Raw genomic sequence first — 13186 nt, 5'->3', positions numbered from 1 at the left:
GCAGATTTCGGGATCGTGCGTTCAGCGCCAGTATTTACGGAATTCGGCGCGCGGATCATCTTCGACCCGCAGGTCCTGATCGAAGATCATGGTCGTGCGCCGGGGCGCGGAATAGGGTTTCCATTCCGGCACGCGTTCGTTGTTGGGATCGCCATTGGCGGCAAAGGCAGCCCAGCTTCCGGCGATGGCGGCGGCCAGTTCGTTGGCGGACGGGCTGGACCCGTTGAGAGCGCCGCGCGTGTTGTAGAGGCTGGGCGCGACATCGATGCCGTGCACCGCGCCGAACCGGCCATCGACCGCGGGGCTGGGCTCGGTCCACAGATAGGTCCAGACCGGGGCACCGCCCTGCCGGGCCTTGAGTTCAGCCTGCGCGAAAGCGCCCTTGCGGAAGGTGAGATCGGAATCCATGCGCGCGGCGAGGAGGAAGGGCTTGGCGTCGGGATCTTCCGCCCGGTAGGCGGCGACCGCATCGGCAGCCCGTTCGCCAAGGCGTTCCTTCGCGAAGGCGAGGAGGCCCGCTTCGTCCATCGCGAAATCCCCCATCCGATAGGAGCGTTCGTCCAGAACGGAGGAGACGATCATCGGCACGTCGGCCGAGATGGAGGGCGCGTCCGGGTCCCACGGGTGGCGCGGCAGGGTAATGCCGTCCACGACGGGGGCGAAGCTGCGAGGTGCTTCCCCGCGCGCACGGTCGGCCGCTTCGAGCCCGGCCTGCGTTTCGAGCAGGGTGGTCCAGGGCACCTGTTGCAACTTGCGCACATCGCCGGGCGCAATTTCCAGCGCGTCGAGCAGCCGCTTTGCCGTGGCAGATGCCATTTCGGGAGGCATCATCCTGAGCGCAGACCCGCTCATGACGCCGGCGCGCTGGAACAGCCCCTTGCCGCCCGGCATCGCCATCAGCACGCTGGTCTTGGCGCCGCCGCCCGACTGGCCGTAGACGAGGACGCGATCCGGATCGCCGCCGAAGGCCGCGACATTTTCCCGCACCCAGCCGAGCGCGGTGACGATATCCTGCATGCCCACCGTGCCAGAGGTGGCAAAGTCATCCCCGCCGAATTCGGCCAGATGGAGGAAGCCGAAAGCGCCGAGGCGATGGTTGATGGCGATGACCACGCTGTCGGAGAAGCGCGCCATCTGTTCGCCGTCCATGCCGACCGAGTTGCCCGACCCCGAATAGAAGCCGCCGCCGTGGAGGACCACGATGACCGGCTTTTTCGCATTCGGATCGATCGTGGGTGTCCACAGATTGAGCGAGAGATTGTCTTCCCCCATTCCCGACGGATTGCGATCGACCATAATGAGATCGGCATAGACATGGCGCCGGTCGCCCGGAATCTGCGGGGCGACATCGGTCCAGTGGAGCGCATCGCGAACACCCGACCACGGTTCGACCGGTTGCGGCGGCATGAAGCGGTTCTCGCCCGACGTATCGGCCGCATAGCTGACCCCGCGGAAGATCGAGACGCCACCCGATTCCAGACCGCGAAGCTTGCCGCGGGCCGTTTCGACTACCGGGAACATCGTGGCCCCCAGAGCGGGTTTGGCCATAACCGCTGCGCCAAGAGCCAAAGCCGATCCCAAAGTCTGCCGCCGAGTCATCATGTCAAATTCTCCCTTGTCCTGCCGATTGACACTAGAACCAATTGTGGGTGCGTGTTAAGCCTTTTTCGTATTTCGAGTATGGGTGAAATATCCAAAGCCAAGGATATGAAGCTATATCTCTGAAAGGCAGGTTCGGTCGTCGAGCGTGCCGGACAAAGCGGGAGAGCGGAAATTTGCAGGGTTTGGGCTTTTCGCGCCGAGCGGCGCTTTGCGGGGGTGCCGCGCTGATGGCGGCGCCTGGACTTGCGGCCCGTATCCCGGTTGCCGACCGGATCGCGCCCGCTGCCAATTCCAGCCAGCGGGTCTGGGGGCAGAGCCATCTTCGTGGACTGATGAACCTGTTCCTGCCGACATTTCGCGAAGACGGACGGACGCTGGACGAAGAAGCGATCCGTCACGATGTCCGCCATGCGATCGCGCAGGGGTTTTCCGGCACCATGCCGATGATCAACTGGACGCTTCCCGGCGATCCCAACTGGCGCGAATTCTATCGCATCGTCATCGACGAGGCGGGCACCGATCTTCCTGTCCATGGCATTATCGCCAGCCGGGAGGTGGAAAACGACAAGGCGCTGCTGGAGAAGCTGGAAGAGATCGGGACCAGCCTTGTGCTGCTGGCATCGACCTATCCCGCGGATAGCAGCGCGGATCAGTTGTACGATCTGATGGCACAGCGCATTTCGGCAACTGCGCTGCCCGTCATGCTGTATGCGGCAACGGGCAGGCGTGCGTTTCCCCATCTCGGCCCGGCTGGCCAGCCGCTGGACGTTTACGACCGCATCGCCGATCTCGAGAATGTCGTGGCGGTGAAAATTTCGCAGCCGGTATCGCTGACATCGACCATGCAGCTGTGCGAGCGATTGGGCGATCGGCTGTCGATGGGGCCCGTCAATCTCGATTTCCTGCCGCTGCTGGCCCGCCATTTCCGGATCGGCTGGAGCGGTCAGTGGAACGCGGAGGCGGTGCAGACCCCACAGCAGCAGCTTGGCAATCGGCTGCTGGCCGCCTGTGCCGCAGGCGAGGCAGCGCAGATCGATGCGCTGGCACAGCAGATAGAGCCAGCGCTGTCGCATTTCTTCGCCGTGCAGGCCCCGGTGATCCGGAAGGGCGCACATCCCTGGCAACACAATCGCTATTATCAATGGCTGGCAGGCGGAAACGGCGGCCTGCTGCCGCGGGACAGCCACGCACCCGAAGGTGCGATCCCGGTGCTGGACGCCAGGGCACGCGAAGGCATGCGCGCGGCCTTCGTCGCATCCGGACTGGAGCCCACCGAAGCGCCGGAAGAACAATTCGTGGTCGGCAGGGCCGCCTGGGCACGCGGTGTGCGGGCCAGCGATCTGAGCGATCTGCCATATTATTCCGAACAATAAATCGAAGGGGAGAAACATGAGATTACGTGCTGCAATGATCGGCGTGGCTGCCGCTGCACTGAGCCTTTCCGCCTGCACCACCATGGACGGGGCAGGGGCAACGGCATCGGTCGGCAATGTGCCGCAACTGCAAACCGCATACGGAGCGGTGACGGGAACGCGCGAAGGCGCAGCGAACGACGTGAACGTATTTCGCGGTATCCGTTATGCCGCCACGACCGAAGGGCGGCGCTTCCAGCTGGCCGCCGATCCGGAACCGTGGACGACTGCGCGCCCCGCGACGGAATTCGGCAGCGAATGCCCGCAGCGTCCATCGGGCGATGTGCCCGTGTTCAAATCATGGGAAAATTCGGTCGGGACCAGCGAAGACTGCCTGTTCCTGAACGTGTGGACGCGCGGCCTGAGAGACGGGAAGAAACGCCCGATCATGGTCTGGCTGCACGGCGGCGGTTACGTCACGGGATCGGGATCCAGCAATGGTTATGACGGATCGCGCCTTGCCGAGCGCGGAGATGTGGTGGTCGTCACGCTGAACCACCGGCTGAACGGGCTGGGGTACAGCTATCTGGCCGGCCTGTCGGACGATCCAAAATATGCCGATAGCGGCAACCTTGGCAGCCTGGACATCGTGAAGGCGCTGGAATGGGTGCGCGACCATGCGGACGAGATCGGCGGCGATGCCGGGAACGTGACCATTTTCGGCGAGAGCGGCGGGGCAGCCAAGGTATCGACGCTGATGGGCATGGAGCAGGCCAAGGGGCTGTTCCAGCGCGCCATCGCCCAATCGGGATCGATGTCGCTGGCCGGCTTCACGCCGCGTCTGGCCACGCCGCTGGCAAAGGATCTGATGGCCACGGCCGGCGTATCGAGCGTGGAAGAACTTGCGGCCATGCCGATCGATGATTTCGTGGAAGCGATGATGAAATCGCGCAGCAAGGCGGCCTTCTATCGCCCGGTGGTCGATGGACGGTCGTTGACCCGGCAGCCCTATGCGCCCGACGCCAACCCGGTTTCCGGGGACATTCCGCTGCTGGTGGGGACGAACAATAACGAGATGCGGTTGCAGGGCGGGCTGGGCAGTCCGGAAAACTTCGCCCTGACATGGGAGCAGTTGCCCGCGAAACTGACCCCATTCGTGGACGATGCCGATGTCGAAGAGATCATCGCCGGGATGCGCAAGGCCCACCCCGATTACGATGCGAGCGACGTGTTCTTCCAGGTGGCCACGTTCCGCAATTACCGGAACACGGCGCTGCGCCAGGCGGAGCGCAAGAGCGCGCAGGCGGCGCCGGTCTACATGTACCGGCTGGACTGGAAGACGCCGGTGGAAGGCGGCCGGCTGGAAACGCCCCACGCACTGGATATCGCGTTCGTGTTCGACAATGTGGCGCGTTCGCTGAGCTATACCGGGCCGGAAACCGCGCAAACGAAGCGCATGGCGGATCTGATGGCGGATGCCTGGATCGCCTTTGCGCGTACGGGCAATCCGAACACGGCCGCATTGCCGCAATGGCCGGCCTACAATGTCCAGCAACGCGCGACGATGATCTTCGATGTCGACCCCGAAGTGGTGAATGACCCGGACAGTGCAGAGCGCGAACTGCTTCAGCGCCTGCTGCCTGAAGGACGTTCGCTTTAGGTCCCTTGGATCGACGCCGTCCCGGCAATAATCCGGGACGGCGACTTACCGAGCGATCAGGCGGCGGCTTTTGCCGCCATCTGCATCATTTCGATTTCATGCCCGTCGGGCGTGAGGACGAAAGCGATCCGGGCGGGCCCGAAGCTGACGGTTTCGCCCTTCTGTTTTGCCCCTGCCTTCAACGCGCGCGCCAGATCGGCATCGAGGTTGCGGGTCAGCATGCCGACAGGGCCATAGCCATTGCCGGTTTCGATGGCGCGCCCATCCTTCCAGTGGAACAGCACGATGGTTGCCGAACCTTTCCGGCCCGTCATCATGTGTTCGCGGAACGCTGGGGTATCGACCGTATCGGCATGGGTCATGCCGAATGCATCGACGAAGAAGCGGCTCGCCGCATCGATATCGGATACGGTCAGCTTGACGAAAGAGAAGAGGGCGGGATCGGTATCGTCCAAGGATTTGTCCTTCACGAAGTGGGGCGGGCGGGATCGCCCGGCGGGCGCGAGGTCGGGTGCGAGCTGGACAGGCCGCCATCCACGGCCAGCGCCTGACCGTTGACATAGCTTGCCTCGTCGCTGGCGAGGAACAGCGCGGCATGCGCGATCTCTTCCGGGCGACCGCCGCGCAGCAGCGGGTTGAGCTGGCCGATCTTGTGTTCCTTGCCCGCAGCGCGCGCGCCGTCGAACATCGGCTGGGTCATCCCGGTTTCGGTAAGGCCGGGCAGCACCGCGTTGATGCGGACATTGGTGCCCGCAAGCTGCTGCGCTGCGGTCTGGACCATGTTCACGACGCCCGCCTTGCTGGCGGAATACTGCGCCGGGCCGGCACCGCTGCGCAGGCCGGCGACCGAAGCGGTGCACACGATCGATCCGCCGCCGCAATCGCGAATGACGGGCGCGGCGTGTTTCACCGCGAGGAAGGGGCCGATGAGATTGACGCGGAGCACTTCCGCCCAGACTTCCGGCGTGGCATCGAAAAAGCCGCCGCGCACGCCGCCGGTGATACCGGCATTGGCGAACATGACGTGCAGGGCGCCGAAGCTGTCGGTTGCCCTGGCGACGAGCGCTGCGACATCGCTTTCCTCGCCGGCATCGCCGACCATCGCCAGCGCATGTCCGCCTGCGGATTCGACCATGGCTGCGGTTTCTTCCACCGCGTCGGTCTTGTCGAACAGCAGGAGGCGGGCACCTTCGGCAGCGAAGAGCCGTGCGCTGGCCCGGCCGATGCCCGAACCCGCGCCGGTGATGGCAGCGACCCTGCCTTCGAGACGGCCGCTCATATCGTGGCGCCGCCGTCGATCACGACCATCTGGCCGGTGGTCCATCTGGCGGCGGGAGAGGCGAGATAGACCGCGCCCCCGGCGATATCTTCCGGTTCGCCGATACGGCGCATGGGAAGCTGGCCTTCCACCCGTTCGCGCGCCTTGGGATTTTCCCATAGCGCTTTGGCGAAATCGGTCTTCACCAGACCCGGCGCGATCGCATTGATGCGTACGCCGTGCTGGCCGTTTTCGACGGCGTAATTGCGCACGAGCTGGAAATCCGCCGCCTTGGACACATTGTAGGCGCCGATGGTGGTCGACCCGCGCAGGCCGCCGATCGAACTGATCACGATGATCGCCCCGTCCTGCTTTTCGCGCATGTCGGGAAGGGCCAGCTGGATGAGCCAGTGATTGGAGAGGATGTTGTTATCGAGAACCTTGCGGAACTGTTCGTCCTCGATCCCGTCCATCGACCCGTAATAGGGGTTGGACGCGGCGTTGCAGACGAGGATGTCGACGGCGCCGAGCTGTTCCTTCGTGCGCGCGAAAAGGTCCTGCAGCTGTGCCTTTTCCGAAATGCTCGCCGCGATGGCGATGGCGCTGCCTTCGCCGTGTTCGGCATTGATGGCGGCAGCCACGTCGTCGCAGGCTTCCTGCTTGCGGCTGGAAATGACGACCTTTGCGCCGTGCGCGGCAAGCTGCTGGGCGATAGCCTTGCCGATACCGCGGCTGGAGCCGGTGATGATGGCGACCTTACCGGTCAGATCGAATAGCGACATGATGCTCTCCCTTGCATGTCAGTGTTGTGCCTGCTGCGCGAATGCCCAGGCCTGCTGCGCCAGCGGAACGATGCGGGCGGTTGCCGCCTCGGCATTGGCGCTGGACGCATTGCCGTCGAGCGTGCGTTTCTTGATGCCCTGGATGATGCCGACGAGGCGGAACAGATTGTAGGCGAAGAACCAGTTGAGATCGGGAACGCTGTCGCGACCGGTGGCGGCGCAATAGCGCTGGGTCATCTCCTCCAGCGTGGGAATGCCGAGCGCGGGCAGGTCGAGCCCGCCGAGCTGCGCGCCGCGCCCGCCATGCGGCATCGCCCAGTTCATCGCCAGATAGGCGAAATCGGCCAGGGGGTCGCCGAGGGTGGACAGTTCCCAGTCGATGATCGCCAGGATGGCGGGCCGGTCGGGCGCGTAGATCATGTTGTCGATGCGGTAATCGCCGTGGATGATCGAGGTGCGATCCTGCTGCGGCAGGGTGCGGGGCAGCCATTCGATCAGCCGTTCGACCTCGGGGATGTCGTCGGTCTGCGCGGCGCGGTACTGTTTCGTCCAGCGGCCGACCTGGCGGGCGAAGTAATTGCCCGGCGCGCCGTAATCCCCGAGGCCCACGGCCTCGTGGTCGACCGCATGCAGCGCGGCGAGGGCATCGATCATGGCATTGTAGATGGCGCGCCGTTCCTGCGGATTGCAGTCGGGAAGCTCGCCTTTCCAGAAGGTGCGGCCCTCGACCATTTCCATCAGGTAGAAGGGGGCGCCGATGATGGCGGGATCCTCGCACAGCGCGATCGGGCGCGCGACGGGCACCGGGGTCGGGTGCAGGGCCTCGATGAGGCGATATTCCCGGTCCACCGCATGGGCGGAAGGAAGCAGTTTGCCGAAGGGTTTGCGGCGCAGGACCATCTGGCCTTCGCGCGTGCGCACGCGATAGGTGGGATTGGATTGCCCGCCGGGGAATTTCTCGATCCGCTCGACCGGGGAAGGAGCGGGGACGTTCTGCGCCATCCATCGCTCCAGCGCGGCGATGTCGAAATCGGGGGCGGTGTCGTCATTACTCATGGGGTTTCGCCTTCGCGCAGTCTGTCGAGCACGTCCCCCTTGGGGCGCATCAGGCTTTCCTGGCTGACCGTTGCCACCATGCGCCCGGTTTCATCGAAGAAATGACCGTGGTTCAAGCCGCGTGCGTGGCCCGCCCAGGGGCTGTCGGTCGCGAAGAGATGCCACTGATTGAAGTCCGGCGTTTCGTGGAACCAGATCGCGTGGTCGAGAGAGGCCGCCTGAACCGAGGGGCTTCCCGGACGCACGGCATGGGGCAGCATGGCATTGCGCAGGAACATCATGTCGGAGGCGTAGGCGAGCAGGGCGCGTTGCAGCAGCGGATCGGTGTCCGCCGCATCGCGCAGGCGCATCCACACGCCCGTTTTGGGTTCTCGCGAACGCGCGCCGAAGAGCGAGCCCGGATCGAGCGGGACGATTTCGATCGGTCGGTTCTGCAAACGGTCGATGATCGGCGAACTGCTGGCTTCGCTATTATGCCGGCGCCAGCTTTCCAGCGCGTCGAGCGCCGCGGATACATCCATGTCGGCGGGGGCAGAGGCGGAATGGGTGAACCCCTGCTCGGTCACATGGAAGGACGCGATCATCGAGAATATCAACGTGTCGCCCTGCGATCCTTCCACGCGGCGCGTTGCGAAGCTGCGGCCTTCCGATAGCGTGGTGACGCGATAACGAACGGGATGCGCGCTGGACCCGGCTTTCAGAAAATAGGCGTGAAGCGAGTGGGGAAGACGCCCTTCGCTTTCCGCTTCGCACGCCGCGAGCAGGCCTTGGGCGATAGCCTGTCCGCCGAAAAGGCGCGGCCCGATGGCGGGCCCGACCCCGCCTTCATAGGTGTCGGCAGCGATCTGCTCGACGCCAAGTATCGTCGGTAGGTGAATAATTAGACCTCTCCCGTCCTTTGCATACCCGATATTCGAACAATGTCCGACCTTCAAGCTCGGAATTCGCCGGGCATCTTCGGACTCCTCCGTGACATCAATTTCCACAATGCGTTTGACGAACTAACAAATAGTGTGAGATAAGCGTGCCAGATGTTCAGGAGACAAGCATGACGTACACCGCCGGACGAGTCGTCAACGACGCCGACGCCCACACAATGGAAACCCAGGACTGGCTGGCCCCCTATCTGGAAGGTGAGTACAAGGAGTTGTATTCGCAGGTATATTCCAAGCGGGAAGGCGGCGACCGCATCGTCAAGATGATCGACGCGGCCAAGGCCCGTAAGAACGATCCCGAAGCGCGGGCAAAGGCGCTGGAAAATCCCATCGAAGGAGCCAAGGGCTGGCTGGGCTACGGCGGTTTCGACAAGGATGAGCGTGTCGAGGCGCTCGACTGGCTCGGGTTCAACAGCCAGCTCGTATTTCCGACATTCGGCCTGGGAGCTATCACCAAGGCCACGGATGACGATCAGCGATATGCCGCGGCAACCGCCCTCAACAAGGCGCAGCAGGATTTCTGCGATGCCGATGCCAGGATGGACTGTGTCGCCTTCGCGCCGCTTGACGATCCCGATCGGGCCCTGGCGGAAGCAAAGCGGGCGGTCGGCGCTGGCGCTAAGGCCGTAATGTTCAGTGCGGGTCCGGCGGGCGACAAGAGCCCGGGCCATCCAGATCTGGACCCGTTCTGGCAGTTCCTGCAGGATAGCCGTATCCCGTTCATGCTGCATATCGGGCCCGGCACGAAAACCCAGCCGCCCAAGTTCAAGAACAATGGACGTGACCGGGCGGCAGATCTCCACGGCGGCGGCGAGAACCTCCGCTTCCCGGATTTCCTGTGCCTGTGGTTCGCACCGCAGGAATTCCTTACGGCCATGGTCTATGACGGCGTATTCATGCGCTTCCCGGAACTGCGCGGCGGCGTTATCGAAAGCGGGGCCGGCTGGGTTCCGGAGTTTCTCCGCATGCTCGACCACGGATGGCATTCCTTCAGCAAGACTGATCAGTACCTGAAGGATATGGATCTGATGCCGTCGGAATATCTCAAGCGCGCCGTCCGGTTCACGCCGTTCCCGAACGAAGATGTCGGACGTATGATACGCGACAGTTCGCCGGAGCTTTACATGTTCTCCAGCGACTATCCGCACCCCGAAGGAACGCGCGATCCCTACGGGAAGTTCGAGACGTCCCTCGAAGGGTTCGACGAGGACGTGAAGGACATGTTCTACCGGACGAATTACGATCACATGATGTTTCGTGAGAGCCAGCCGCTCGCCGAAGCAGCCGAGTAACCAAGAACTCAGTGGAATGTGAATTCAGGGGGCATCGGAAGATGCCCCCTTTTTTAATCCGCCTCAACTGCGGGCGGCATCTCCGTCGAAGCGCATAAGATCGATGATTGGTTCGATGCTCTGCGCATCGTCGAGACCGTCGCACAGAGCGACCAGTCGATCTGCTTTCGACCGGCCCAGCACCGGCTCGATCAATTCGATGGCCTTTTCCTCTACCTCCGCCTTGCCGAGGGGATGCGTGGGGAAGCCGGGTACATAAGCGACATAACGTTCTTCCGTTCTGCCATCCTTGAGGGTGACGGTTACGCGCGCGCTTTCCGTCCGGTCCTCGCCTTCGCCCATTTCCTGCGCTTCATCGCGGACCACGGTAACCTTGCGGGCGAAAGCTCTGGCCTGCTCGTCCTTTTCCTGTCTGCTCAGGGACTGCGCGTCCACGAAATCGAGCCGGCCATCGAGCATGATGATCGCAGCGAGATAGGGGATATTGAGCGCGGGCATGTTCGCGCGTTCGAAAGTGGCCGCTTCACCCGGCATGGCGACCACGATCTTTTCCACCTGATCGGGAACGATGGTTTCGCGCAGATCGAGCAGCGCGCGCACGGCGGGCTGCGTCGGGCCGCCCACCGGATAGCGTTTCATCGCTGCGAGCGAGAGTTCGTACCGCTCGTGCAAACCATCGACCAGCGATGCATGGTCCTTGCCTTCGCCCTGAAATGCGCGCCAGCGGAACCATGCGTTTTCATTGTCGAAGCTTTCGGGCACGCCGGTAAAGCCTAGCTGCGCCATATAAGCGGCCTGTAATCCGTTACGCGCTCCCATGCCGCCGAAAACGAAGGCTTTTTCGATGTGGCGAATATCGAGCAGCCATTGCCAGGAGCCCGACGCCTGCTGCGAGCAGTAGGCGAGCATGTGATCGACCTGTTCCGGTGACAGGGCCATCAGGCTTGCCGCGGCAGATGCTGCGCCAAAGGTTGGCGCGATGCCATGATTGGCGAGCCCGGCAAGGTAGAGATTGCGGGTCCCGATAGCCTTGGGCAGGCGACCGGCGATCTCGTATCCGGCAATCACCGCGCCGACCAGATCCGAACCCGTTCGGCCGTTTGCGCGTGCAGCTTCGATCGAAACAGGTACGATCGCAGGGCCCGGCTGCACATAGGCGGACGGAATGAAGTCGTTTATTTCTGCTGCGTGCGCAGTCATGGCGGACGCAAAGACTGCATCGACCGGCGAAGCCGCCTGACGCGAGCCGAGGATGGGGCTCTGTCCATCGGGAGACATTGCAGCGGCATAAGCGCGGCCCAGCGTTGCCGCTTCCAGAGAATTGCAGGCAATGATCGAGGCCAGCGTATCGAGAATGTGCAGTCTTGCGCGCTCCCGAATGGCCGCAGGAACGGTGTGTGTCGCCGCGCCTGAAATGTAGTCCGTCAGGTCCGGCGTGATGTCCTGCCAGCCACTATCACCGGGAGATTTCATCGTTTTCTGGCCCTCGCCGGACTGTGCGCTGACGATCGATGCTTTGGTCGCCAATACCGTGGCTGCAACATACCCGGTCTTCATCAAACCTCTTCTCGTGAAATCCAGCGCCACGGTTTTCTCCCATCTTGTTCAGCAACGAGGGTGCCCCAGGGTCGCCTGACAGTCAAACCAATAAGGATTTCCGGCACGATTGGAGAAAGGTCCTTGCCTTCGATGGCCGCTGGTTTCACATCCTCCGCATGACGGAATTCGAGGATGGGGGCGATCGGGCCGGTCAGGTGCTGGAGGTGGCCGAGGCGATCATGCTCGAAACGCGATCGGTCAGCCTGACGCTAAATGATATTGCCGACCGTATCGGAGTGAGCCGCAGCCTTCTGTACGTCTATTACGACGGGGTTCCCGCCATACTCGATGCGATCTTCCAGATTCATCTTGGCCGGCTGGAAGAACACCTGCCCCTGCAAGGTGATGATGGCGAGGCCTTCGAGCGCAGGGCGATCGGCGCCAATCTGGCATATTTTCACTATCTGGTGGAAGCAGGGCCGGTGCTCCAGCTGATCCTGAGGGAACGCAATCAGGATAGCCCGCTGGGACAGGAAAGCCGCAAACGGTTCATGCGCCTGGCGCGTTCATTGGCCACTCAAACCTGCCATGCGCTCGCACTGGAGCCGCGCGAAGCATTCGTCCTCATAGAGCTGAATGGGGCCATCCCGGAAGCGCTGGCCCGTCTCGTGCGCAGTGGAGAGATCGATCAAGAAACTGCCGCACAGACCTGCGAGCGGCTGATAGCGGCATCGCTGCAATCTTTTGCCCTAAGGCCGACGCACTAACCGGCTTTGCCGGACGCTATCCGTTCGTCGCTCTCGGTACCCGCCATGACGATATGAAGGCAAATCGCTTCCACCGTCGCAAAAGGCGCCCGGCGACTGGCGACGATACCACCCGCCTTCAACGAGACCGCGGTCAGGGCGGCCGTTGACGCCTTCGCGCTGGCAAGATCCATGCTGCCACTCGCGACGAGTTGCTTCAGGATGGGCTCACGTGCCGCTTCGCCCTTGGAGGCGCGTTCGTGCTTCAATGCTTCGCGCACCTCCGGCAGATGCAGAAGCATCTGCATCAGCGGCCCGCGGCGATGGGCTTCGTGGAGATAGCCGATCGTCGACAGCATCACCCGGGTGTGATGCGACGATCCGCGCGAGATATTCCTGCGTCGATGGCTTTCCTGCGCATCGATTTCCCGGCGTGCAAGGGCTGCCAGAAGATCCGTCCGTCCGCCAAAGCAGTTGTGAACCTGGGTTTCGCTGATCCCGACGCTGCTGGCGACCGAGCGCATGGTGACCGCCGATATTCCGTTGCGAACGGCGATCTTCCCGGCGGCATCGAGCAATTGCTGCCGCCGGGCTTCCGCAGACATTCGCGTGCGGGTGCCGGGCGACTGGCGAGGCTGGCGGCTCCCCAAAGCGAATGTCTCGCTCAGGCCAAGCGGTGCCGGGGGCAAAGGGGGCTGGGCGTCGCGTGCTTCGACGCTCCTGGTCCAGTGTGATCTGGGCGGACGCGGAATGGCCAGCCGATCGCAAATCTTCGCAAGCCCATTCCCGGTCAGGCCGTAACGCGATGCCACATTCCCCAACGGTTCCGACCAGACCGAGTTGAACAGCTCTGCGCGAGTGACTTCCATGAGGGAAAGATACGCCCGATCGGGTCGGTCTGTCTACCGCCGGGACCGTGGTTTCAGCAGCCAGTTTTCATTTCGTACCCGATCTTCTAAAATCT

12 protein-coding genes are annotated in these 13186 nt (G+C 63.2%); 4 read left to right on the top strand and 8 right to left on the bottom strand.

Annotated elements, in window-relative coordinates; genetic code table 11:
• Positions 1-21: 21 nt before the first annotated feature.
• A complete protein-coding gene (locus K3177_RS14175) occupies positions 22-1602 on the bottom strand; it encodes a carboxylesterase/lipase family protein (RefSeq protein WP_221598755.1) in 1581 nt (526 codons plus the stop codon).
• Positions 1603-1829: 227 nt separating this feature from the next.
• On the opposite strand from K3177_RS14175, the gene K3177_RS14170 reads away from it, so the two are divergent.
• On the top strand, positions 1830-2975 hold the full coding sequence (locus K3177_RS14170) for a dihydrodipicolinate synthase family protein (RefSeq protein WP_247714507.1): 1146 nt from the start codon (positions 1830-1832) through the stop codon (positions 2973-2975).
• 16 nt (positions 2976-2991) lie between these two features.
• On the top strand, positions 2992-4614 hold the full coding sequence (locus K3177_RS14165) for a carboxylesterase/lipase family protein (RefSeq protein WP_221598753.1): 1623 nt from the start codon (positions 2992-2994) through the stop codon (positions 4612-4614).
• 56 nt (positions 4615-4670) lie between these two features.
• Here K3177_RS14165 and K3177_RS14160 read toward each other — a convergent pair whose 3' ends face one another.
• Genes K3177_RS14160 through K3177_RS14140 form a run of 5 tightly spaced genes read right to left on the bottom strand, consistent with a single transcriptional unit; the run spans position 4671 to position 8645 of the window.
• Positions 4671-5084: a VOC family protein gene (locus K3177_RS14160; RefSeq protein WP_345725413.1), complete on the bottom strand. Its 414-nt coding sequence runs from the start codon at positions 5082-5084 to the stop codon at positions 4671-4673.
• A complete protein-coding gene (locus K3177_RS14155) occupies positions 5081-5893 on the bottom strand; it encodes an SDR family NAD(P)-dependent oxidoreductase (protein WP_221598752.1) in 813 nt (270 codons plus the stop codon). The genes K3177_RS14160 and K3177_RS14155 overlap by 4 nt, the downstream gene beginning before the upstream one ends.
• A complete protein-coding gene (locus K3177_RS14150) occupies positions 5890-6654 on the bottom strand; it encodes an SDR family NAD(P)-dependent oxidoreductase (protein WP_221598751.1) in 765 nt (254 codons plus the stop codon). The genes K3177_RS14155 and K3177_RS14150 overlap by 4 nt, the downstream gene beginning before the upstream one ends.
• Before the next feature lie 18 nt (positions 6655-6672).
• A complete protein-coding gene (locus tag K3177_RS14145) occupies positions 6673-7710 on the bottom strand; it encodes a phosphotransferase family protein (RefSeq protein WP_221598750.1) in 1038 nt (345 codons plus the stop codon).
• The gene (locus tag K3177_RS14140; protein WP_247714506.1) at positions 7707-8645 is read right to left on the bottom strand and encodes an acyl-CoA thioesterase; all 939 of its coding nucleotides are present in this window, start codon (positions 8643-8645) and stop codon (positions 7707-7709) included. Before K3177_RS14140 ends, K3177_RS14145 begins: the two co-directional genes overlap by 4 nt.
• A 113-nt stretch (positions 8646-8758) precedes the next feature.
• Here K3177_RS14140 and K3177_RS14135 point away from each other — a divergent pair, with 113 nt between their 5' ends.
• The gene (locus tag K3177_RS14135) at positions 8759-9937 is read left to right on the top strand and encodes an amidohydrolase family protein (RefSeq protein ID WP_221598749.1); all 1179 of its coding nucleotides are present in this window, start codon (positions 8759-8761) and stop codon (positions 9935-9937) included.
• 63 nt (positions 9938-10000) lie between these two features.
• Here K3177_RS14135 and K3177_RS14130 read toward each other — a convergent pair whose 3' ends face one another.
• A complete protein-coding gene (locus K3177_RS14130; protein ID WP_221598748.1) occupies positions 10001-11494 on the bottom strand; it encodes an MmgE/PrpD family protein in 1494 nt (497 codons plus the stop codon).
• Positions 11495-11652: 158 nt separating this feature from the next.
• Here K3177_RS14130 and K3177_RS14125 point away from each other — a divergent pair, with 158 nt between their 5' ends.
• Complete coding sequence (locus tag K3177_RS14125) at positions 11653-12243, top strand: TetR/AcrR family transcriptional regulator (protein WP_196847856.1); 591 nt, start codon at positions 11653-11655, stop codon at positions 12241-12243.
• Here K3177_RS14125 and K3177_RS14120 read toward each other — a convergent pair.
• Positions 12240-13091, bottom strand: a complete 852-nt coding sequence (locus K3177_RS14120) for a TetR/AcrR family transcriptional regulator (RefSeq protein ID WP_221598747.1) — start codon at positions 13089-13091, stop codon at positions 12240-12242. The genes K3177_RS14125 and K3177_RS14120 overlap by 4 nt on opposite strands.
• Positions 13092-13186: the final 95 nt, after the last annotated feature.

Origin of the sequence: Qipengyuania pacifica (genome assembly GCF_019711555.1) — a bacterium.
In the GTDB taxonomy this organism is placed as follows: Bacteria; Pseudomonadota; Alphaproteobacteria; order Sphingomonadales; family Sphingomonadaceae; genus Qipengyuania; species Qipengyuania pacifica.
This window is presented reverse-complemented; position numbering and strand designations above follow the sequence as displayed.